The organism is Lutibacter sp., assembly GCF_041555395.1.
In the GTDB taxonomy this organism is placed as follows: domain Bacteria; phylum Bacteroidota; class Bacteroidia; order Flavobacteriales; family Flavobacteriaceae; genus Lutibacter.
Window position 1 is genome coordinate 1 of the sequence record NZ_JBFFKM010000007.1, and the last position, 23,325, is coordinate 23,325.

The 23,325-nt window shown below is 34.9% G+C and carries 17 protein-coding genes; 8 read left to right on the forward strand and 9 right to left on the reverse strand.

Annotated elements, in window-relative coordinates; all coding sequences use genetic code 11:
* Positions 1-392, reverse strand: a 392-nt coding sequence (locus ABY285_RS03005) for a PLP-dependent transferase (RefSeq protein ID WP_372766873.1), incomplete at its 3' end; no start/stop codon positions are given.
* A 590-nt stretch (positions 393-982) separates the two neighbouring features.
* On the opposite strand from ABY285_RS03005, the gene metK reads away from it, so the two are divergent.
* The gene (gene metK, locus ABY285_RS03010; RefSeq protein ID WP_372766875.1) at positions 983-2,239 is read left to right on the forward strand and encodes a methionine adenosyltransferase; all 1,257 of its coding nucleotides are present in this window, start codon (positions 983-985) and stop codon (positions 2,237-2,239) included.
* A gap of 170 nt (positions 2,240-2,409) precedes the next feature.
* Here metK and ABY285_RS03015 read toward each other — a convergent pair whose 3' ends face one another.
* The 4 genes from ABY285_RS03015 to ABY285_RS03030 form a co-directional block, all read right to left on the reverse strand.
* Complete coding sequence (locus tag ABY285_RS03015) at positions 2,410-2,763, reverse strand: heavy-metal-associated domain-containing protein (protein ID WP_372766877.1); 354 nt, start codon at positions 2,761-2,763, stop codon at positions 2,410-2,412.
* Positions 2,764-2,819: 56 nt separating this feature from the next.
* Positions 2,820-5,072: a TonB-dependent receptor domain-containing protein gene (locus ABY285_RS03020; protein WP_372766879.1), complete on the reverse strand. Its 2,253-nt coding sequence runs from the start codon at positions 5,070-5,072 to the stop codon at positions 2,820-2,822.
* Between the two features lie 98 nt (positions 5,073-5,170).
* A complete protein-coding gene (locus ABY285_RS03025) occupies positions 5,171-5,872 on the reverse strand; it encodes a hypothetical protein (protein ID WP_372766881.1) in 702 nt (233 codons plus the stop codon).
* Positions 5,873-5,990: 118 nt separating this feature from the next.
* Complete coding sequence (locus ABY285_RS03030) at positions 5,991-6,323, reverse strand: cupin domain-containing protein (RefSeq protein WP_372766883.1); 333 nt, start codon at positions 6,321-6,323, stop codon at positions 5,991-5,993.
* Between the two features lie 213 nt (positions 6,324-6,536).
* Here ABY285_RS03030 and ABY285_RS03035 point away from each other — a divergent pair, with 213 nt between their 5' ends.
* A complete protein-coding gene (locus ABY285_RS03035) occupies positions 6,537-9,815 on the forward strand; it encodes an amidohydrolase family protein (protein ID WP_372766885.1) in 3,279 nt (1,092 codons plus the stop codon).
* Between the two features lie 89 nt (positions 9,816-9,904).
* Here ABY285_RS03035 and ABY285_RS03040 read toward each other — a convergent pair whose 3' ends face one another.
* Complete coding sequence (locus tag ABY285_RS03040) at positions 9,905-11,083, reverse strand: ATP-grasp domain-containing protein (RefSeq protein WP_372766888.1); 1,179 nt, start codon at positions 11,081-11,083, stop codon at positions 9,905-9,907.
* 97 nt (positions 11,084-11,180) lie between these two features.
* Positions 11,181-13,091, reverse strand: a complete 1,911-nt coding sequence (locus ABY285_RS03045) for a PAS domain-containing protein (RefSeq protein WP_372766890.1) — start codon at positions 13,089-13,091, stop codon at positions 11,181-11,183.
* Between the two features lie 356 nt (positions 13,092-13,447).
* On the opposite strand from ABY285_RS03045, the gene ABY285_RS03050 reads away from it, so the two are divergent.
* Positions 13,448-13,744 (forward strand): isoamylase early set domain-containing protein, encoded by a 297-nt coding sequence (locus tag ABY285_RS03050; RefSeq protein WP_372766892.1) that lies wholly within the window; start codon positions 13,448-13,450, stop codon positions 13,742-13,744.
* A gap of 136 nt (positions 13,745-13,880) precedes the next feature.
* Here the strand turns inward: ABY285_RS03050 and ABY285_RS03055 are convergent, their stop codons facing one another.
* Complete coding sequence (locus ABY285_RS03055) at positions 13,881-16,544, reverse strand: carboxypeptidase-like regulatory domain-containing protein (protein WP_372766894.1); 2,664 nt, start codon at positions 16,542-16,544, stop codon at positions 13,881-13,883.
* Positions 16,545-16,656: 112 nt separating this feature from the next.
* Entirely contained in the window at positions 16,657-17,523 is an 867-nt protein-coding gene (locus ABY285_RS03060) for a GLPGLI family protein (protein WP_372766896.1), read from the reverse strand.
* 122 nt (positions 17,524-17,645) lie between these two features.
* On the opposite strand from ABY285_RS03060, the gene ABY285_RS03065 reads away from it, so the two are divergent.
* The 5 genes from ABY285_RS03065 to ABY285_RS03085 all read left to right on the forward strand — a co-directional run bounded on the left by ABY285_RS03065 (position 17,646) and on the right by ABY285_RS03085 (position 23,275).
* Positions 17,646-19,109 (forward strand): sensor histidine kinase, encoded by a 1,464-nt coding sequence (locus tag ABY285_RS03065; RefSeq protein ID WP_372766898.1) that lies wholly within the window; start codon positions 17,646-17,648, stop codon positions 19,107-19,109.
* Positions 19,102-19,782 carry a response regulator transcription factor gene (locus ABY285_RS03070; RefSeq protein WP_372766900.1) on the forward strand — a complete coding sequence of 227 codons (681 nt, stop codon included), beginning with the start codon at positions 19,102-19,104 and terminating at the stop codon, positions 19,780-19,782. Before ABY285_RS03065 ends, ABY285_RS03070 begins: the two co-directional genes overlap by 8 nt.
* A gap of 77 nt (positions 19,783-19,859) precedes the next feature.
* Positions 19,860-20,474: a deoxynucleoside kinase gene (locus ABY285_RS03075; RefSeq protein ID WP_372766901.1), complete on the forward strand. Its 615-nt coding sequence runs from the start codon at positions 19,860-19,862 to the stop codon at positions 20,472-20,474.
* Positions 20,475-20,521: 47 nt separating this feature from the next.
* Positions 20,522-20,893, forward strand: coding sequence for a PH domain-containing protein (locus tag ABY285_RS03080; protein ID WP_372766903.1), 372 nt, complete (start codon positions 20,522-20,524; stop codon positions 20,891-20,893).
* A 225-nt stretch (positions 20,894-21,118) separates the two neighbouring features.
* Positions 21,119-23,275: a transglycosylase domain-containing protein gene (locus tag ABY285_RS03085; protein ID WP_372766905.1), complete on the forward strand. Its 2,157-nt coding sequence runs from the start codon at positions 21,119-21,121 to the stop codon at positions 23,273-23,275.
* Positions 23,276-23,325 lie beyond the last annotated feature (50 nt).

Consider the following 23,325-nt stretch of genomic DNA (forward strand, 5'->3'; position numbering starts at 1 on the left):
ACAAACGTTGTGGTGATTCCCAATCTTGGTAAAGTAACTTTAAACAAATTAAAAGTTCCGCCGTATAAGCTGTTTGACGCCACAATATGGTCGCCCGCTTTCAGCAAAACCAATAAAGCCGTTGTAATTGCCGCAGTTCCGGAAGCCGTAACAACCGCGCCAATACCACCTTCAAGCGCAGCAAGTCGTTGTTCGAGAATATCGTTGGTTGGATTGTTTAAACGGGTGTAAATAAAACCCGCTTCGGCAAGCCCAAAAAGATTGGCTGCATGCTCCGAATTGTTGAAAACATATGAAGTGGTTTGGTAAATTGGAACCGCCCTGGTTCCTGCATTTTTAGTTACGTCATGTCCTGCGTGCAATGCCTGTGTTGAAAATTTTTGTGTGCTCATTTTTTTATGTTTTTATAATTATATTTTAATTTTTTGAAATAAAAAGTCCCTTTGGTTTTAGATATTACCAAAGGGACTTTAATCATTATTGATTATTTTATTCCAATCAGTTTTGGCAATATCTTTTCATGATGTTTTCCATCATTTGCATTTGCATACAACAAATAATAAACATGGTATTTTGGAATTTTAAGTTCATTTTAGTTTTGTTCATAAAAAAGCCTCTGATAATTCAGAGGCTTTTAATTGTTTTTATGTTTTATTAATTTTTAAACAATAGCAGCCTCTGTGTAAATAATACACATCATATTGCTCATATTGTTAAAATTAATTGTCATTTTATCTTTTTTTAATGCCACAAATGTAATCACATTTTTTTAATACACAAGTAATTTAAAAATAAAAATGAATTTTTTACATTTTATAATTTTTACTTTTCCTAAATTTGCTCACTGAATTTCAGGAGGAAAAATTTGAACTGATTGCAACCTCATAAAAAAATGCTAAAGCAGTAATTATTTACTTCTTTTAGCGACGAACGCAACCACTCAGCTTCCTTCATTTTAATTAATAAAAATAACTAAATAATTATGTCATATTTATTTACGTCTGAATCCGTTTCAGAAGGACACCCAGATAAAGTTGCAGATCAAATTTCAGACGCCTTAGTCGATAATTTTTTGGCGTTTGACCCAAATTCAAAAGTTGCCTGTGAAACATTGGTAACAACCGGACAAGTGGTTTTGGCGGGAGAAGTAAAATCAAAAACGTATTTGGATGTTCAAAAAATAGCCAGAGATGTCATCAATAAAATTGGGTACACCAAAAGCGAATATATGTTTGACGGGAATTCCTGCGGTATATTTTCTGCCATCCACGAACAATCTCAAGATATTAATCAAGGTGTGGACAGGGCAATTAAAGAAGAACAAGGGGCAGGTGATCAGGGAATGATGTTTGGTTATGCCACCAATGAAACAGAGAATTATATGCCTTTGGCCTTAGATTTAAGTCATAAAATTTTATTTGAACTTGCTGAATTACGCAGGGAAAATAAAGAAATCACTTATCTGCGTCCCGATGCAAAAAGTCAGGTTACTATAGAATATACTGATGACAATGTTCCTATAAGGATTAAAGATATTGTGGTTTCAACACAACATGATGACTTCGGTCCCAATGATGAAGCCATGTTGGCTAAAATTAAAAGTGACGTAATCACTATTTTAATTCCACGGGTTATTGCTCAATTACCTGTCGGCATAAAAGCGTTATTTAATGACAACATTTTGTATCACGTAAATCCGACCGGAAAGTTTGTGATTGGCGGACCTCATGGAGATACCGGATTGACAGGCAGAAAAATTATTGTAGACACCTATGGCGGCAAAGGCGCTCATGGTGGCGGTGCATTTTCAGGAAAAGACCCTAGTAAAGTAGACAGAAGTGCTGCTTATGCCACACGTCATATTGCTAAAAACTTGGTTGCTGCCGGTGTTGCAAGTGAAATTTTAATTCAAGTTTCTTATGCTATTGGGGAAGCTAAACCAATGGGTATTTATGTGAATTCCTATAACACTTCAAGTGTTAACAAGACCGATGGTGAAATTGCAGTGATTGTTGAGCAATTATTTGATATGCGCCCGGCATTTATAGAAGAACGCTTAAAATTACGCAAACCAATTTACTTGGAAACAGCTGCTTATGGACATATGGGACGCGAAAACTGTATTGTAAATAAAACATTTCAAAATGTTGACGGTACTGAAGTTTCCATGGATGTTGAGCTTTTTACGTGGGAAAAATTAGACTTTGTAGCTAAAATAAAGGCAGCTTTCGGATTGTAAAAAAACTTACTCGTAATACAAAAAACCCTCATAAAATAACTATTTTATGAGGGTTTTGATTTAGAATAAAGTTCTCAAGGTTCTTGAACCCTGAGAATTATGTTTACACAGTTTATTGGATACTGCCAAATGAAAAACATTTGGACTTTTTATTTAGTTTAAAGTTAATTCTAATTTTTATGATCATTTCTAACTATCTCATCTCTGTATTTACAACATCCATGTAATTTATTGTAAGCTTCATCACTGGCTTTCATTCCCACAGTATCATGTCCTACAGCAACAATACTTTTTTTAATCGTATTTAAATTAGTTTTATTTTCATCATAAACTACTTTTAGTTCATGAGTTTTCACATTCCAAACAGCCGATTTCACACCTTTTGTTTTAATGCAAGCCGTTTCGATACGTTTTTTACACATTTCACAAACGCCATCTACCTCTAAAGATAATTTCGCGTTTTTATTTTGGGAAAAACCAACTGTTCCTACTAAGAAAATAAGTACTACTAATATTTTTTTCATTTGTTTTAATTTTATGTTGTTATGATGATTTCTAAACAACTGTTACTTAATTGTTTTTAATTTATTCTAAATCGTAATCCAGCGTAATAACTACTTCCAAAAATGGGTCCATATACCATAGTAGTATCAAAATATGAACCAAACGGATCTTCAGAGCTCAAAATTGGATTTTTTTGTTTCACATCTGTCATATTTTCACCACCTACATAGATTTCAAATTTTGGAGAAAACACTTTTGTTACCTGAGCATTTATTGTTGCAACAGACGGTGAATATTCAGGCAATTGAAATTGTATTGGACTACTTAATGTTGAAGAAAAACGCTGTTTCCCTACCATATTGTATGTAAAATCAAATTTCCATTGAGAGCTGTTTTTGCTATTTTTTTCAGTTTCATATGCCGCGTTGGCAAACATACGCTGTGTAGGCACTAATGGTTTTTCTAGTTTACCTGATTTATATTGTGTTTTTACATCGTAATATTTATATGCCAAACGCAAATTAAAACCTTTAAAAGCATTGTAATTCAATTCTACTTGAACATTATTAGCATAACTCTCTCCTTCTAAATTATAAAAATTAGCTTCAAGTGGATTTTCCAAATCTAGCACAATTTGGTTTTTAAAATCTGTTCTGTAATAATCAATAGTTAAATCTGCTTTTCTTTCAAACAAATTAAATCCTTGTAAAAAAGACCCTCCATAATTCCAAGCAATTTCGGCATCAAGACCATATATTTTACCTTCAGTATTTAAAATATTAATGCTTCGGGATGTGGAAAATATATTTTGATTTTCTGCAAAAATATTAGCACTTCGTTTCCCTCTTCCAAAAGAAGCTCTAATTGCCGCCTTTTCCCAAGGCGTATATCTCATATGCAATCTAGGCGTAACAAAAGTTCCTAAAAGGTTACTATTATCAATACGCAAACCAGCTGTTAGATTAAAATTTGCTAAATCATCAAAATTATATTCGAAAAAAGTTCCTATTGAATTCTCCATTCTTTTATAATCAACCTCCTCCAATTTTATAACTGTGGTTTCATCATATTTGTCGTAGGTGTAATTTACACCTGTTTTAAAATTATGCCTAGAATCGCCTAAAATTGAGCTATAAATGGCTGAAGAATAAAAACTATTGTGAGAAATATTATAGCCATTTTGTCCAAAATACGAACCTTGATCGTGATTGCTAAAAGCAATTTGTGCGTTAATATTTTGATGCGTTACCTCTGGATTTGCATAACTAATTTTACCCGAAAATTCTACTCGTCTAGTATCTATTTCACTTCCCCAGGCATTTTTAGTAAGCTTATCTGTTGACGGATTGAAATTAATTTGTCCCATTTGCTTTTCATCATTCAAAAATCTAAAGTTTAAAAAACTTACTACACCCTTTTCCAAATCAACATATTGCCATCTATTCATTAAATTTATTTGTTTTACCAACGGTGCATCTAAAAAAGTATCATTGTTTTTATCAAACTTTTTATCGCGACTATTTCCATGGATATATAAACCAGCACTCCATTTATTAGTAAGTTTAGTGTTTAAATGGGTGTTTATTTCATATCGTCCATCAAGAGAACCATAAGTATTAATAAATAATTTACTGTCACTTAAGGGCTTTTGAAGTTTTGCATTTATTTGTCCAGCAATACTCTCAAAACCATTAACAACACTTCCTGCTCCTTTGGTAATTTGAATACTTTCTACCCAAGTTCCCGGAATAAAACTTAAGCCAAATGCTTGTGCCGCTCCTCTAATTGCAGGAACACTTTCTACACCAATTAAGATATACGGACTTGTTAGACCTAACATTTTAATTTGTCGCGTTCCTGTAAGTGCATCCGCAAAATTAACATCTATAGATGGGTTTGTTTCAAAGCTCTCGCAAAGATTACAACAGGCCATTTTTAGTAATTCACCACTACTCATATTTGATATATTCATAGATGTCAAATACGAAACAGAAGATGTTTTTTTTCTAGTTTCAAGCACCACCTCCTTCAATTTATTGATTGAGGTTAATATATGTTTTACTCCATGTTGTTGTGTTATTATTAAGGTATCAGTTTTAAAACCAACATAACTAATTATCAGTTTTGAATGCTCCTTTTTATACGGAATTGTAAATTTTCCATCAAAATTGGTGATTGCACCAATTGATGTATTAAGCCAATGAACATTTGCTCCCGGCAAGCCTACTTGTTTATTGTAAGCATTTGTTTCCAAAACTATTCCTTCAATTTTTTCTTGAGAGCATAGTAATAAAGGAAACAATATAAATATTAAATTTATTTGTTTCAAAGTATTATATTTTAAATTAATTGTGAGGTTAGCTGTCAAAATTATAATAATTTATACTTTCGTAAAATCAGAATAAAGTTTGAATTAACAATTTAAAATCAAATGATAAAAACTTGGTGAATTACCTGTTTGTTAAAAATCATGGCAGGAGGAATATAATCTTTATATTGAATGTTGTTTCTCGATTTAAATTCAAAATTTTTAAGCCTAAAATTTGTTGAATTGCGAACAAAAAACTGCTTGGTTACTTGTAAATTATTTACATCTTTTGATAATAATTCATTTTGTCCATCAACAACAATTTGTTCGTGATCACAACAAGTTTCTGAAACTACACAACAATCGTTATTTGCTACTATTATACAAGATTCAGATTTTGAAAACAGGGTTATGTCAACTAAATAATCATTACAATACCGCTTGTGCATTGTAAATGACATTGTAGATATCAAAACTACTAATGCCATTAAAACAGCTCCTATTTTGTTCATTTTTTGCTTCATTCTACTCTGCAAATGTATAAAATAATTTTCATTACAATAATTAAAAATAATTCCTATAATAATTTGGGTTTCTAAAAACAGTTGTTGCTGAGCGCCGTTTGCACAAAATAAACTTTCGGGTCTTGTTAAAATTCTTCCTGCCGGAATTGGCAGTTTACATTTTAAGCAAATACCAAAATCTTCACTTCCAAATTGAGAAATAACTCGTTGTAAATTTCTAAATTCCCCTTCCGCTTGCCTAAGAGAAGCTTCTGTAATACTATTTGCAAAAGAAGGCCTGTCGGTTATTAGTATCATTTCCCTCTGAAAATGATAACGTAAAAGAAGAAGTCTATAGAGTTCTCAATTAAGTTTAAATAACAATAAAAAACCTTCATAAAATTTAATTCATGAGGTTTTTGTTTTTTTAAAGAAATTATTTACTTCTAATCATGGTCAACACCATTTTGAATTTTTCAACGGCTTTTAAGGCATGACGAACATTGGCCGGCATAATAATGGTGTCTCCGGCTTCGAGAATATTTGATTTTCCGTCAATGATAATATCTGCTTTCCCATCCACCACAAAAACAACGGCATCAAAAGGCGTGGTGTGTTCGCTCAACCCTTCTCCTTTGTCAAAAGCAAATAAAGAGATGTTACCGGATTCTTTTTTAAGTATTTGCTTGCTTACCACCGCACTTTCGGCATAAGCAATACTATTGTTGAAAGAGAATTTTATTCCTTTGTCAAATTCATTTTTTCCCATTTTCGTTTTATTTTGTTGTTACATATTGGTTGAATTCTTTCTCATTTTCAATCGTTGACTAGTTAATAACTAGGAAACTTTTAATAAACCTTCTTATTTCTTTTTCCAGTTTTTAAATTTAATGATTAATAATCAAATTATCTGAATTTGTTTATATTTAGCAAAAATTTACACTTAAGGATTTTTCATCCTTTGGTGTCCAAAATTCAAAAAATGACTAAAAATTATTTTTCTGCACTTATTATTACCACATTAACTTTTTTAACCTATTCGCAAGAAACCCCAAAATGGGATGTGGCAAATCCGGGTTCAACTTTTAATTACAAAACCCACAATTTCAGCACCGATGAAGGAACCTGGATGAATCTTGATGTAAGTCCGGACGGAAAAACCATCGTTTTTGACATGTTAGGAGATATTTATAGTCTGCCAATATCCGGTGGAAAAGCAAAACCGCTTCGCGCAGGAATTCCTTTTGAAGTACAGCCGCGCTTCAGTCCCGACGGAAAACACATTTCCTTTACGAGTGATGCCGGCGGAGGCGACAATATTTGGATGATGAATTCCGATGGCAGCAATGCAAAGCAAATCACCAAGGAAGATTTTAAACTGTTGAACAATGCCGCGTGGATGCCAAATGGCAACTATTTGGTTGCGCGTAAACATTTCACTTCAAAACGTTCTTTAGGAGCGGGGGAAATTTGGCAATACCACATTACTGGTGGAAGCGGGATTCAACTCATCAAACGTAAAAATGATCAAAAAGACGTAAATGAACCTGTTGTTTCCCCAGACGGAAAATATATGTATTATAGTGAGGATGCTACATCGGGCAGCGTGTTTGAATACAATAAAGATGCGAATAAGCAAATTTATGTCATTAAACGTTATGATTTTGAAACCGGAGAAATCGAGAAAATCACTGGTGGACCAGGTGGTGCTGCAAGACCGCAAATGTCAAGAGACGGGAACCTGCTTGCTTTTGTAAAACGTGTGCGCACTAAAACTGTTTTATACATTCACAATTTACAGACCGGAGAAGAATGGCCGGTTTATGATGATTTAAATAAAGACCAGCAAACATCTTGGGCTATTTTTGGTGTGTATCCAAATTTCAGCTGGATGCCCAATAATGAAGATATTGTAATATGGGCGAAAGGGAAATTCCAAAAAGTAAACGTAAAAACCATGGCAGTTTCAACGATTCCTTTTACAACAGATGTTGCCATTGCTATTGCGGAAAGGGTTCATTTTGAAACACCAATAAATGATAAGGAATTCGATGTGAAAATGATACGTGATGCCGTAACTTCTCCTGACGGAAAAACTTTAGTTTTTAGAGCTTTAGGTTATTTGTGGACAAAAAACCTGCCCAACGGCAACCCAAAAAGATTGACTTCGGGAACCGATTTTGAAGCTGAACCTGCTTACTCTCCAAACGGAAAAGAAATTGTTTTTGTGACTTGGAACGATTTAGAACTTGGGGCTATCAAAAAAATTTCGGTTAATGGAGGCGCATTTTCAACGCTTACTTCAGAAAAAGGCATTTACAGAACTCCTGCTTTTTCACCTGATGGAAAAATCCTTGTATTTCGCAAAGAAAGCGGCAACAACGACCAAGGACTTGCTTTTACCAAAAATCCCGGTATCTATTCAATGAATGCTTCTGGAGGAAATCAAAAATTCATCGATAAAAATGGAGAATATCCAACATTTACCAAAGACGGAAAACGCATATTTTATCAAACCGGCGGTGTTTTCTTCGGAGACCTTACCAAAGAAATAAAGAGTATGGATTTAAACGGAAATGATGAACGTTCCCATATTCAATCAAAATATGCAAACAGGCTGGTTGTGAGTCCGGACAATAATTGGATTGTCTTTTCACATTTGCATAAAGTATACCTTGCACCCCTTAACCTTAATGGGCAAACGGTGGATTTGGACAATAAAACCACTTCGGTTCCCGTATCTCAACTGGCAAAAGATGCAGGCATCAATTTGCATTGGTCGGCAAACAGTCAACAAGTGATGTGGACGTTGGGTGAAACGTATTTTAAAAATAACATTAAAGACCGTTTTACTTTTTTACCGGGTTCGCCCGAAAAAGTAGATAGCACTTCAACTAAAGGAATTTCTATAGGGTTAAAGGCGAAAGTGGATAAACCTAAAGGCAGAATTGCTTTTACAAATGCCCGAATTATCACTATGGAAGGCGACGAAGTTATAGAAAACGGAAGTATTGTCATCAACCAAAACAAAATAGAAGCTCTTGGAAAATCTTCAGAAGTGACCATTCCAAATGATGCTAAAATATATGATATTGCCGGAAAAACCATTATGCCCGGAATGGTGGATGCACACGCTCATGTTGGCGGTTTCCGCTATGGATTGACCACCCAACAAAACTGGCAATTTTATGCCAACTTAGCGTTTGGGGTAACTACATCCCACGATCCGTCTGCCAATACCGAAACCATTTTTACGCTTTCAGAAATGATTAAAAGCGGTGCATTGGTTGGACCTCGCCTTTACTCAACCGGTTACATACTTTATGGTGCTGAAGGTGATTTTAAAGCAGTAATCAACAATATTGATGATGCCCGTTTATCGATTAAGCGAACCAAGGCTTTTGGTGCACTTTCGGTGAAGAGTTATAATCAACCACGTCGCGACCAGCGCCAGCAAGTGTTGAAGGCTGCCCGTGAAGAAGGCATTAATGTAGTTCCTGAAGGCGGTTCTACCTTTTTCCATAACCTTACTATGGTGATAGACGGCCACACCGGTGTGGAACACAACATTCCGATAGCGCCTGTTTACAAAGATGTTCTTGAACTTTGGGGCGCCAGTGAAGTTGGTTACACCCCAACTTTAATCGTAAATTATGGCGGACTCAATGCTGAAATTTACTGGTATCAAAAAACGAATGTGTGGGAAAATGAAAAATTGCTGCAATTTACGCCGAGAAGCATTATTGATGCGCGTTCCCGTCACCGAATGATGATTCCCGATGAAGAATATGAAAACAGCCATATTCTTACCTCCAAAACAGCAAAAGCACTTTCGGATAAAGGTGTAAAAGTGAATATGGGCGCGCACGGACAATTGCAGGGAATGGGTGCGCATTGGGAATTGTGGAGCCTTCAACAAGGCGGAATGAGCAATATGGAAACTTTAAAAACAGCCACCATAAATGCCGCAAATTATATTGGCGCTGGAAAAGATATTGGTTCTTTAAAAGTCGGTAAACTTGCTGATTTACTGGTATTAGAGAAAAATCCTTTGGAAAATATCCAAAACTCAAACAGCTTAATATTTACCATGGCAAACGGCAGATTGTACGACAGCAACACGATGAATCAAGTGGGCAACGAACCTAAAGTGCGTGCACAATTTTATTGGGAAAACAATAAATATAACGCCTCATTTCCTTGGCATGAAGAAAGCAACAGTTTTATGGTGCAGGAATGTTGCGGTTCGGGGCACAATTAGGAAAAAATAATAACCTTCCAAAACAAATACAACAAAAAGGCGCCTTCATGAAGGCGCTTTTTTGTTGATTTCTAATTTATTGGATTCCCTTATTCTTTTTTCACTTTAATGTATTTTCTCAAATTGGAAGTTAAAATTTGGTCGAGTTCCTTTTCGTTTCCTGGGGTGGTTTCCACGAACACCATCCCAAAAAACGGATAATCATTGAAATCCACTTTCCTTAATTCCAGTGGATTTTCAAAGTCGGAAAGCAGCAAGTCATAATCGAAAGTCGCAATTTTGTTTTCGGGAATTCCTGAATTGTTGTCTAACAGAATGAGGCTGTATTTTTTATTTTCACCTGTTTTAAATAGTTCCTCCCAATTTGGCTTTGTTCCGTTTAAAAAATACAGGTATGAGTTAAAGCCAAAAGCGAAATACGACAAATCGGCCGTGGTGCACCAGCCGCCAAATCTCATAGGATTTACTTCTATGGGAATGATTGTTCCTTTTCTATCGATCCGAACTTCCATATGAAAAGGAAAATTTCTAAAATTGGTCAATGCAGCAAGCGTATTTAAAAAGATTTGCATTTTTGGCAAGTGGGTTTCAATAATTTCTTGTGAAGTGGTATACACCCGATCGTTTACGTCTTTTCCTGTTGAAAAACGATGGTGTAAAATAGATAAAATCACTGGTTCACCTTCTTTATTGAAATAGCAGTCCATGGCATATTCTTCACCTTCAATGCAGTCTTCCAAAATAAAATAATCGGTATCCACCACTTCATTTGGGTAAAAACCTTTAATTTTATCAATATCGTCGATAATTTTGTTTAAAACCTGAGGCCATTCTTCAGGTTGATCAACTTTATGGACACCCAAACTAAAAAAGCCCACTGCCGGTTTTATGATAAAAGGAAATTTTATATTTTGAAGCGAGAACTGTGCTAAATCTTCAAATTTAATGCCTTTAAAAAAGTAATCGGGAAAAGTGTCTTTCAGCAATTCACGAAACTTTATTTTATTTTTGAATACGTGAATCTGTCCAGGAAATTTTGTGGAAGCTACGTTTTTTTCTACCCAGCTGATGCTGTTTTCCGAGTTGGTGTATAGTGGATAACCTGGATTATTTTTTATGAATTCAACCGCTTCTTTCTCCGGAATCCAATTTAGGGACTCATCCTGAATCATGGCTCTCGCCGCTTTGGTGGACACAATTTTAAGGTTCTTTTCTTTGATGGTCTGGAGCAGAAATGCTGAAATATAGGGCTGGTCAATTAAAATCATTTGGATTGTTTTGTCTCCGTAAATTTAAGTTGAAAGTTTTAAGTTTCAAGTTGAAAGTTTAAAAAAATTAGCAAATTTATGAACACCACTTATTTTGTTATTTTGGGTTTTTATCTGATTCTTTGTCTTTTTCTTTGCCTTTGTCTTTGTCTTTTTCTTTGTCTTTTTCTTTGCCTTTGTCTTTTTCTATTTCTTTGTCTTTTTCTATTTCTTTGTCGTCACTTTCTTTATTGTTATTTTTCTTTCTGAAACCAATTAAACTGCGATATTTGAGCTCGGTCTTTTTGAGTTCTTCCTCCAACTTTCTGTATCTGGTGATATCCTTGATCGTTATTACGGCGGCAACTACCTGATTTTGTTGATCCAATATTGGTCTTCCGCTTAGCAAAACCCTTCTCTTCTCTTGCAATTCCGGGTTTGAAAGTATTACATCTACATCATCAGTTGCTTCCCCTTCCAAAGCAAGCTCCATTGAAAGTTTTTGAGTAGGGAAAATTGTTTTGCCATCAGGATAATAAAGTTCAAAGTGATTAGAAAAATCAGCGGAAATCTTATTGTCATCTTCTGTTCTGAAAAGTTTATTTACCATATTATTTGCCAACACCACCTTTTTCTGTGAATTGGCTACAATAACACCATCGCTAATATTCTCAAGAACCATATTTAATTTTTGCTGATTTTCATATAATTCCTTCAAAGCCTCTTCTTCTTCTTCTTCCAGTTTTAACTGGTCAGTTATATCTCGTGCTATTGCATATAAAATTCCCGTGGCAGTATCTGTTGTTGCTGTCCACGACAACCATTTTATATCGCCATCCTTGCACACCCAACGATTTTTAAAATTTACAAGGGGAGTGCCTTTTTGAAGTTCATCAATTGCTTTTTCGGTGACTTCTAAATCTTCCGGGAAAATATAGGTCGTAAAAGGTTTTGTTTTTAGCTCCAAATCACTATACCCCAATACCTTGCTTAAAGATGGATTAATTTTTAAAAACATATTTTTTGAGGCAATAATCAAAATATCTAATGACATTTTGAAAAAAGTATCAGCTGCCTTTAAGGAATCCTCAACTTCTTTATTAGCTGTGACATCTCTTGCAACAGCATATAAAAGTCCAGTTTCCACATCGGGATAGGTGGTCCAATTCAGCCATTTTAAAGAGCCGTCTTTACAAATATAACGATTCTCAAAATTCGCTGTGACTGCTCCGGACTGAAGTTTTTTAACTTCTTGTAGAGTGCTATCTATATCTTTGGCGTAAACGAAGGACATAAAAGGTTTCCCCAAAAGTTCCTGTTCGGAATAACCCAATATATTTAGCGTTGCCGGATTGACCTTTTTAAAAGTGTTATGGGAGGCAATAATTAACATATCTTTGGACATATTAAAGAAGGTGCTCCCAGCCACTAGCAATTCCCTCGAATTTATTCTCTCAGTGATGTCTGTAGCAATGGTCCCCACCGCAAATACCCTGTTAGAGGCGTCAAACAAAGGGAATTTAACTGCAAGATAAGTATGTGGGCCGTCCGATTGCTCAACAACTTCCTCTACTTGGATTTCCTTTTCTAATTTTACGGCTTCCAAATCTGTGCTTCGGTATCTATCCGCAATTTCTTTAGGCAAGAAATCATGATCCGTTTTGCCTTTTACGTCTTCCTCTTTCAACTTGAAAAGAGATTCATATTGCTTATTAATCAATAAGTATTCGCCATTTATTTTTTTGACGGAAATAGGATTTGTAGTGTTGTCAATGATGGAATGCAACAATTTACGATTCTCCAACAATTTTAGTTCAGCTTCATTTTTTTCTTTAAACTGAGCACGGAGGATAAAATAAACAACTGTTAACATCCCCAAAGAAAGTGCAATTAATGCCAGAGAAATCCAATCCCACAATAGGGGAGTTTCAGTAAGTATTTTAATCCAATAAATGAATCCAAGCGCCAAAATCACTAAAAGGTTAATCATGTAACCCAAAATAATTTTTGTTTTAAAAGAGATTTTCATCTGTTTATATCTATTTGTTTTTAATGGATAAATTTAATTCGCCTATAAGATCTATTGGTTGGTATTTAAAATTATTCTGGCTCATTTTATTAGACTATTTTTTAACCGGAAATAAAGAAAAATACTTATTGTAAAAGATTTACTACACTAAGTTAACCATTTAACTTGAATTTTAATAGAATTTTGACCCAATTTTTCGTCCAAATATTTTGGAATTTACTTGAATAAATATTTCCAAAAGGAACAGTTTATGAATTCATTATTAACAAAATGACAGTTTTTTGTTACAATTCCTTGTTTTTGAGAATTAAATGAATTTGTTTTTTTATTTTTGTTTTGAATAAAAACTATGAATTATGGCAATTAAAAAACAGTATTTAAAAAACAAACCCATTTGCAAGGTGACATTTAGCATTGCCGCAAAAGATGCCAATAAAGTGGCTGTAATTGGGGATTTTAATGACTGGGATGCTAAAGCTGCCCCATTAAAAAAATTAAAAAACGGCACTTTTAAAGGAACTGTAGGTTTGCAGAAAGGTCAATCGTATGAATTTAGATATGTTGTTGACGGAGATTATGTCAACGACGAAGAAGCCGACGATTATTTGTGGAATGATTTTGCCGTGGGTGAAAACGGGGTTCTAAATTTGTAGCTGGCATCAAATATCAAAAATTACAATTCTCAATTCGTAATTCAATTTGCGTTAGGGATTAAAGCAAAAATACTTTTTTGAGATTTTTACCGATAAAAAGATTGCAGCGAAAAGCCCGACCCGAAGGGGGAACGCCCTATAAATTATACTTCACGGAAAACATGTACAATCTTGGCTGAATAAAGTACAGTGAGGTTGAATTGCTATCAGAAATTTCGTTGTAACTGTCTGTATTCATGGACAGGTTATTTGTTAAATTATCTGCTGAAATTTTAAATTCCCATTTGCTTTTCTTTTGTTGATAATACAGGTTTGCGTTTAAAAATGAATAGGTGTTTTTAACCATATTTTCATCATTTTTATAGTTATAATAACTATAATTGGCCGTAAAAATGAAGTTTTTCAAAAATCCGATTTCCATATTGGCGAATGGCCTATCAGTAGCGCTTCCAGTTTTTGAATATTCGGAAAACGATTTTTGGTAACCGACTTCAAAATTTGGAGCATCTTTAAATTTAGATGCCACACTTGCCTGATAGCTGTGCGAAAGCGATTTTGATTTAATTTGTTCGTTATTTACCGTATTGTTAAAAGTGGAATTTGAGAAATTTGCCCTGAAATTTGTTTTAAGTTTGCTGTATGTTTTACCGTACCTGAAATTTGCGGAAAATGTTTCATCTGCCAAGTTTGAATTTACAGGATACGAAATCCTGTCAATCCCTTTCAATTCTGTACTATTTTTTACGACGTTAACCTTTTTATTGTAATTAACCGATGCATTTACATTGGTGAATGAAAACATACTGAAGCTGAAATAATTTAACGAATAACTGTGGTACAAGGCGTTTTCCAAAAGCCTATTTCCACGAGTCAACGAATTGTAATTGGACAACATATTGCCTTCCGCAATTTTATTTACATCAGAAAACTGCGTGGAGATTGAATAATTGAAACGCAAACTTTCTGAAGATTTTAACTGTAAACTGGCATACATATCGGGCAATACTTTTGTTTGATTGTCTTTATTTTCAGCGCCTAATTGGTTGTCTTTTGTGATATAATGGTGTAAACTTATGCCTGGATTAAAGGTAAATTTGCCGGAAACAGCTTTGTAATGAAGCCCTAAAAACAAGTCGGTAAAATTAAAATCCACCTCATTATTCAAGACAGTGTCATTAAAATTAAGCACACTTCCATCATTTAAATTTTGAGAAATGCCCGATGTTAAACTTTGGGCGCTTAAAGTACTTCCCAGTGTTACGTTGATATTGCTTTTTGGAGTCAGCAAATAATAGTAATCAAACTTGGCGTCAAGTTTATTGGTGCTTGTTTTTTTATGCTGAATAAGGTCGATAATGGCTTCGCTGTTGGAAGGAATGATTTCAAATGGCTGTGAAGCTGACAAGGAATTGTATAATGGTTTGTCTTTTTCATAAAGATATTGCAATTCGGCAGCGAAAATATTCTTATCATCAATGGTATAGTAAAGATTGAAATTTTGGTTTAATGTTGCCGGTTTTTCCTCTTTGTAAGTATCTGCACTTCGTTGCGTTGAGGTAACATCCAAAAGCTCGGTTTGTTCAGACAGCTTTCCAAAAACATCATAATCAATGTGCAAATTATTTGTTGGTTTGTAGGTTGTGCTGAATTTTAACATTCCCAATTTACTGCCTTGTATGGCCGATGTTTCGCTTATTTCGGTTAAATTTAGTTTGTTATAAACGGTATTTGACTGTGTAAACATATCCGTTTCCGAATTATTTACAATGGCAAAGCCGTTAAAATCTATTATTTTTTTAGGCGCCATACTAAAATTTAAAGCCCCAAATTTTGACGTGATTTGCTGTGCCTGATTATTTTGCGAGGTCAAAAAACCCAATCCGCCCGATGATATGTTAAAATTGGTTCCGCTACCCCTCATTCCTCCTCGCAAACCACCTGTAAATCTAAAATAATCGCGCATGGTAAACGGCGCTTCACCAATATTGTTGAAATCGGCCAACAGATTGATGCTTTTTTCCGGACTGTAGTAAAACAGTTTCGGTTTTGCACTGTGTTTTTCATTGTCACCAACACCGGCATTCACTTCACCAAACCAAAATCTTTTTTTTCCTTGTTTCAATTTAATATTGATCACAATATTGTCTTCATTATTGGTAACACCTCGCATTCCTGCAACCTCATTATAGTTTTTTAGTACCTGCACTTTATCGATGGCGCTTGCCGGAATATTTTGGGTCGCCAATTTTGAATCGCCATCAAAAAATTCCTTTCCTTCCACCAATACTTTCTGCACTTTTTTTCCTTCAACTTCAACTTCACCATTGGAATCAATATCAATTCCGGGCAATTTTTTAAGCACGTCTTCCAGCTTTTTTTCCTTCCCTGAAGTAAACGAATCGGCATTGTACACAATGGTATCGCCCACAATTTTCACAGGCATTTCATAGGTAATTTGGACTTCATTAAGCGATTCATTAGACTCTTCCAACATTATATGCTCAACCATATCCGCATCAGAATTTGTAACTATGATATCCACATTTTTTGTATTAAATCCCAAATAGCTCACTTTTAAGGTATATGCTTCATTTTGCCCCAAACTCAATTTATAATTCCCTTTTGAATCGGTAATGGAATATGACTGCAATATGTTGGTGCCCTTTTTAAAAGCGATCACATTTGCCATTTCCAAAGGATTATCAGCCTTGTCTTTAACGGTTCCTTCCAGTTTAACGGTCTGTGCGGAAATAAGCAACGGGAGAAGTGATGCTATAAATAGAGATGACAGTTTTTTCATTTAAAAAATGGGTCTAAAGAAATTGTTATGTATGGGCATTGAATTGTTAATTTTAATTGGCTAATTGCCTCATCAGCGAATTGGCTAACTCAACCTTAATTATCAATTGGTTTTATCCTCCTATTCTCATATGCATGCCTCCATCTCCACTTTTTTCTCTTTCATTCCTCATTCGATCTCTCATCTCTTTCATTTTTTCTTTCAGGATTTCGTCATATTCTTTTTGGGTCACCACTTTTCCTTTAGAAGGTTCGCTTATATCTGCTTTTTCTTTAGGATTCATCACAATTTTTGTACACAATATTTGGGTGTTTCCGGCATTTATCTCTAAAATTAAACCCGGCAATCCCCAATAATCTCCAGGGCCGTGACTCACAGGAATATCCATACTGTACCAGGCAATAACTGGAACCAGCTCGATCTTTTCTTCTTCTTCTTTCTCCTTGTCTTTGTTGTCATTATTTCGTCTTCCAAAAGTAAAATTATTGGCACTTGCCGGCATTTCAATAATGGTGGTTGCTTTAAAACACAGATTTTCACCAATCATTTTGGTTTCCTGCTCCATTTTCCATTCGTAAGTTTTTAAGGAGTCTTTAATCAGGAAATTTTTACCGCTGAATTCATTTTCTTTTGCCAATGTTTTTGTTTGGATATTTTTATAATATTTCCCTGTTGCACCCCCACCCATCATCATAAATCGCATTCCGCCTCTGCCACCGGCACCTTGATCCAGTTTTTCTTCTTCCTTATAAATAGAAGCTGTTTTGTCGAATGTTAATATATAGGTTTTTTCCAATTGATTTTTCATCATTTCCTGAATGCGTTTCATTCTATCCGCAGGAATTCCAGAAGATGACAGGTCCATTTCAAATTTTGTTTTTGTTTGATAAACCGCACTACCTTGGAAATCTTGGGCACTTAAGGCTGTTTGTATTAATAAGAAAACCAACACAATGCTTTTTAGAAGAATATTTATCATATTAATTATTTTAAATTAATTTCTGAACAAATATAAGTGCTAAAAAAATACAATACCGTTAATTAGTGTTAACGATTGTTAAGCGATTCGGATAAACCAATTTATGTGCTTACTTTTGACTTATGAATAAGAAAAACTACAAATGGGTGGTGTATTTTATTGGGGTGACTATAGTTACCACCATTGCAGTTCAGGTGTATTGGAATTACAGGGAATATGAGTTAAACAAACAAAATTTAATCAGTAAAGTACAGCAAAGTCTGGACAATTCGGTTGAAGCGTATTTTGCCAATTTAACAAAATCGGGGATTATAACATTTACTTCTTCAGACAAAAAAAACTCAAATGAAATAACGGATACTATTGTGGTAAGCACCAATTCGAGATGGGGTTTGCGAAAAAAAGTGGACAGCACCTTACAAAATATCGCAAAACTTAAAAACCAGAAACCTTTATTCATCAACAACCAAAGAAATCACGCGTTTTTTACCCCAAATGATGTGATTCCAAAAAATATTGACAGTTTAATTTCCAAAGTTTTTATTTCAATTTCGAGAGACACCTTAGACTTAAAAAAGTTGGATACTTATTTGTCTGAAGAGTTTAAACGGACACACATTGGAATTGATTATGCCTTAAAATACGATTATTTTGAGTGGATTTCTGAAGATAATTTCGATAAAAAAACAATTGACTACCAACTTGAAAATTTCCCCGAAAAACATTTGACAGTCATGTCAAAATCGGCTTATTTACCCCACAGAAGCCATTTAGAACTTCAGTTTACCAACGAAACTGCCATTTTGCTGAAAAATTCATTCATAAGTATTTTACTGTCGTTGGTTTTGTCAATAAGCATTATTGCAAGTTTGATTTATTTGCTAAAAACCATTTACAAACAAAAACAACTTGCCGAAGTAAAAAACGACTTAATCAATAACATTACGCACGAATTTAAAACGCCTATCGCCACCATTTCAACCGCACTGGAAGCCATGAAAAACTTCAATGCTTTGGATGATAAAGTTAAGGCTGAAAAATATATTTCCATCGCAAATGCACAAGTAGCCAATTTAAATATAATGGTCGAAAAGATATTGGAAACTGCCGTCCTAAATAATGAGCAATTGGCACTAAACAAACAACCAGTGGTTATTGCCGAACTTATTGCTCATGTGGTTGATAACTATAAAATAACGGCGCCAGAAAAAATAATTAACTTCAAAAATACTATTGGAGATAGTTCCTTAAACGTGGATCAATTTCACTTCGCTAATGCTATAGGAAACATTATTGATAATGCGCTGAAATATGGCGGAAAAACAATTACCGTGGAATTGTCTTCCCTAAAAAACAATGTTGTCATTTTTATCAAAGACAACGGAAACGGGATACCTAAAACACAGAAAGACAAAGTTTTTGAACAATTTTACAGAATTCCTACAGGCAACATGCACAATGTAAAAGGTTTTGGCATTGGTTTGTATTACACCAAAAATATTATCGAAAAACACGGCGGCACCATTTCTGTAGTGTACGATGCAAATAACGCCACGCTTTTTAAAATTGTATTGCCAAATGAGTAATCCCATAAAAATATTGCTGGCTGAGGATGAACCTTCTTTAGGCCAAATTATTAAGGAAAGTTTAGAAACCCGAAATTTTGAAGTGCTGCTTTGTGCCGACGGCGAACTGGCTTATGAAACATATAAACGAGAAAATCCATTGTTACTGGTGTTGGACGTGATGATGCCAAAAAAAGACGGATTTACGCTTGCCAAAGAAATAAGAAAAGAAGATATGGAAATTCCCATCATATTTTTAACGGCAAAATCTCAGACTGAAGACGTTGTCAAAGGGTTTAATTTAGGAGGAAACGACTATCTAAGAAAACCTTTCAGTATGGAAGAATTGATAGTTCGCATCAATGCACTTTTAAAAAGAGGCGAAAACGAAAACGGTAACGACATTATTAAAATAGGCAACTATCTTTTCAATGTCAAAAATCAGACACTTGTTTTAAACGACGATTCAGAAACATTAACGCACCGAGAATCGGAATTGTTACACCATTTAATCAAGCATAAAAATCAGGTTTTGGATCGTTCTTTTATTCTAAAAAAATTGTGGGGAGACGATGATTTCTTCAATGCCCGCAGCATGGACGTTTTTATCACCAAGCTTCGAAAAAAGCTGAAAGACGATGCTTCCATCCAAATTATTAATATTCGCGGTTATGGCTATAAGTTAATTTTTTAAAGCACTGAAATTTGTATTGGTAAAACATAAAAAATTTAAGTAAATTAGCTTTTTTCATATTCACTTAAAAATAAATTATGCACGTAGCAATTGCCGGTAATATAGGCGCAGGTAAAACCACCCTTACTAAACTGTTAGCCAAACATTACAAATGGGAACCCCATTACGAATCTGTTGAAGAGAATCCTTATTTAGATGATTTTTACGGTGAAATGGAGCGCTGGTCGTTTAATTTGCAGGTTTATTTTTTAAACAGCCGGTTCCGCCAAATATTGGAAATAAGAGAAAGCGGCAAAAACCTAATTCAGGACAGGACCATTTATGAAGATGCCCGAATTTTCGCCCCAAACCTTCACGCCATGGGCTTAATGACCAATCGTGATTTTGTGAATTATGAATCACTGTTTGAATTGATGGAACGTTTGGTTTCCCCGCCCGATTTATTAATTTATTTAAGAGCCACCATCCCAACTTTGGTTGGCCAAATTCATAAAAGAGGCCGCGAATACGAAAACTCCATCAGCATTGATTATTTAAGCAGGTTAAATGAACGCTACGAAGCCTGGATTACCAAATACACCAAAGGAAATTTATTGATTATAGATGTTGATAAATTAAATTTTGTGGACAACCCTGAAGATTTATATTCTGTAATCAACAAAATTGACGCCCAAATAAACGGACTTTTTTAAACTAAACTTTTCAAACGTTCAATTTAAAAGAGTGAGACATATAAAAAATGGGGAAATACATAGACAACAATTTAATCAACGATGAACGTGTTGAATTGGAAACCGCTTATCATTGGATTATCTTCTTCAGTTTAAGATCAATCTTTACTTTGTTTATTGCGCCAATGATTGACAGATACACCGACGAATTTGCAATCACAAACAAACGGGTCATTATTAAGACAGGCCTAATTAGCAGAAAAACTTTCGAAATGAACCACTCAAAAATTGAAAGCGTAAATGTTGATCAGGGAATTTTGGGCAGAATACTAGGCTATGGAACTATTAGAATTGTTGGCTCTGGAGGCACAAAAGAAGTGTTCCCTAACATTTCAAACCCTTTAAAATTTAGAAAGAAATTTCAAGAAATGTCCATTTAAATAATTTTAAACAGGACATAAACAAATTAAGAATTAATCTGTCATTTTTTTACAAAGATTTTACACAAAAGAAGAAAATCACATGAGCATTCTTTTGGCAAGATTGTTGAGTCCTCGCACATAGTTATAAAGAAGTTAGGTGAAAACAATAAATGCGTATTTCATAATTTGTTGTCTTTTCTAAAATCTTTAGCCTAAATTCACCATAATTATAGACGTAGATGTATGCAGTTCCTGGAAAATCCTCTTTTTAAAAAATACCTGAAATACTTTTTAATAGCAATCTCATCGTTAATATTGCTAAGCGTCCTGTTCTTTTTTGCTGTATATATAGGAATTTTTGGGCCATTGCCCAACAAAGCGGAACTGGCTTCAACCAGCAATGAGGAAGCAACACAAGTCATTTCTTCCGACAACAAAATCATAGGGAAATATTTTGCCCAAAATCGTACAAATATCACCTGGGATCAAGTACCCGATCATCTTAAAAACGCTTTGATTGCCACCGAAGACAAACGTTTCTTTACCCACAGAGGTTATGACCTTCAAAGTTATTTTCGCGTTTTCTTCAAAAGTGTCCTGATGGGCGACAATAAAGGAGGCGGAAGCACTTTGACCCAACAACTCGTTAAAAATTTATATGGCCGTCATGATTTCAGCATTTTAAGTATGCCGGTAAATAAAGTGAAGGAAATTATTATTGCAGCGCGTATAGAGTCTTTGTTCACCAAGGAGGAACTTTTATTGCTTTATCTGAATTCAGTGCCATTTGGAGAAAATCTTTATGGAATTGAAACTGCTTCCCAAAGGTATTTTAACAAACCAGCCAGCAAATTAAAGGTGGAAGAATCGGCTGTTTTGGTGGGTTTATTAAAAGCAAACACCACTTTTAATCCGCGTTTGAATCCAAAAAATTCGCTTGAACGCAGAAATATGGTTTTGGATTTGATGGAGAAACAAGCTTATTTGATGGTTAAAGAAGCAGACAGCCTGCAAAAATTGCCGTTAAAACTTCACTATGAAAACATTACTTTGGAAGCGCCTGCAGGTTATTTTGTACATCAGGTAAAGCAAAAAGCGTTGAAAATCTTAGAAAATCTCAAAGACGAAAACAAAAAGGAATATAACCTTGAAAAAGACGGCCTTAAAATATACACGACCCTGAATATGCAGGTTCAGAAAATGGCTACCGACGGCATCCAAAAACATTTGGCCAAAATGCAAAAAGTGCTGGACAAAGAGCTTGAAAACCGAAATTTTAAAAAAGAATGGCTCAGGAAACTAAAAGCTGAGCGTAACCTAACAGATAAAGACCAGGAAAAAAGAAATATTGAAGTTTTTGACTGGAAAGGGGTCGAAACAAAAAAAATGAGTAAAATAGACAGTTTATGGCATTATTATAAAATGTTAAATGCTGCGGTGCTCATCACCAATCCAAAAAACGGCGCCGTCATTACCTGGGTTGGCGGCAATGATTTCAGGAAGCTTCCTTTTGATGTGGTACAGTCGCACCGGCAAATCGCTTCGGCTTTTAAACCCATTTTATATGCCACTGCATTTGAAGATGACTTTGAACCCTGCAACTATATGGAGAATGTTGAAAAAGTATATCCTGAATACGAAAATTGGGCGCCTAAAAATTTTGATTACAAATCCACTCAGGACAGCACAGTAGCGTTATGGTATTCACTATCCCACTCCATGAATCTGCCAACGGTTGACTTATACTTTAAAGTGGGTAGAGAGAAGCTTCTTAATACCTGCAACAAACTAAATTTTCCTCACACTAAGGATGATGCGCCTTCAATTGCTTTGGGCACACTCGATTTATCGCTTTTTGAAATTGTACGTGCTTATGGTGCATTCGCCAATAAAGGTCAAACAACCGAGCCTGTGATGATCAATAAAATTACCGACGCCAGCGGAAAAATATTGTATAAAAGAGAAGCTGCCGAACTTGAAAAAGTTTTCAGTGTAAAAACCAGCCAAATGATTACGGCTATTTTGCAAAAAGCCATCAATCAGGGAACTGGAACGAGAATACGAAATCAGTATGGAGTTTATGCAGATCTTGCCGGTAAAACGGGTACAGCCCAGAACTATACAGACGCATGGTTTATTGCCTATACGCCCGATTTGGTAATTGGCACCTGGGTAGGAGCCAGCACGCCAGATGTTCATTTTTACAGTGGGCAAGGATCGGGATCTTCATTGGCATTGCCTATTGTTGGAAATGTGCTTCGCGGCATAGAACAGGACGCCAAATTGAGAAAACAATTCCTCACCCCGTTTTCAATTCCTTATCATATTTATGATGATATGGAATGTGACCCTTACCACGAAACGGGAATTACAGGGTTTTTCAAAAGGTTGTTTAATTAAAGTTTTTTTACAGATTGTCTGAAATTAAATAAACAAAAACCAAAATTGCC

Bases quoted from the DNA above. Each gene is read 5' to 3' on its own strand.
- metK (WP_372766875.1), top strand. From the start codon at position 983: ATGTCATATTTATTTACGTCTGAATCCGTTTCAGAAGGACACCCAGAT.
- ABY285_RS03015 (WP_372766877.1), bottom strand. From the start codon at position 2,763: ATGAAAAAAATATTAGTAGTACTTATTTTCTTAGTAGGAACAGTTGGT.
- ABY285_RS03025 (WP_372766881.1), bottom strand. From the start codon at position 5,872: ATGATACTAATAACCGACAGGCCTTCTTTTGCAAATAGTATTACAGAA.
- ABY285_RS03030 (WP_372766883.1), bottom strand. From the start codon at position 6,323: ATGGGAAAAAATGAATTTGACAAAGGAATAAAATTCTCTTTCAACAAT.
- ABY285_RS03035 (WP_372766885.1), top strand. From the start codon at position 6,537: ATGACTAAAAATTATTTTTCTGCACTTATTATTACCACATTAACTTTT.
- ABY285_RS03040 (WP_372766888.1), bottom strand. From the start codon at position 11,083: ATGATTTTAATTGACCAGCCCTATATTTCAGCATTTCTGCTCCAGACC.
- ABY285_RS03045 (WP_372766890.1), bottom strand. From the start codon at position 13,091: ATGAAAATCTCTTTTAAAACAAAAATTATTTTGGGTTACATGATTAAC.
- ABY285_RS03050 (WP_372766892.1), top strand. From the start codon at position 13,448: ATGGCAATTAAAAAACAGTATTTAAAAAACAAACCCATTTGCAAGGTG.
- ABY285_RS03055 (WP_372766894.1), bottom strand. From the start codon at position 16,544: ATGAAAAAACTGTCATCTCTATTTATAGCATCACTTCTCCCGTTGCTT.
- ABY285_RS03060 (WP_372766896.1), bottom strand. From the start codon at position 17,523: ATGATAAATATTCTTCTAAAAAGCATTGTGTTGGTTTTCTTATTAATA.
- ABY285_RS03065 (WP_372766898.1), top strand. From the start codon at position 17,646: ATGAATAAGAAAAACTACAAATGGGTGGTGTATTTTATTGGGGTGACT.
- ABY285_RS03070 (WP_372766900.1), top strand. From the start codon at position 19,102: ATGAGTAATCCCATAAAAATATTGCTGGCTGAGGATGAACCTTCTTTA.
- ABY285_RS03075 (WP_372766901.1), top strand. From the start codon at position 19,860: ATGCACGTAGCAATTGCCGGTAATATAGGCGCAGGTAAAACCACCCTT.
- ABY285_RS03080 (WP_372766903.1), top strand. From the start codon at position 20,522: ATGGGGAAATACATAGACAACAATTTAATCAACGATGAACGTGTTGAA.
- ABY285_RS03085 (WP_372766905.1), top strand. From the start codon at position 21,119: ATGCAGTTCCTGGAAAATCCTCTTTTTAAAAAATACCTGAAATACTTT.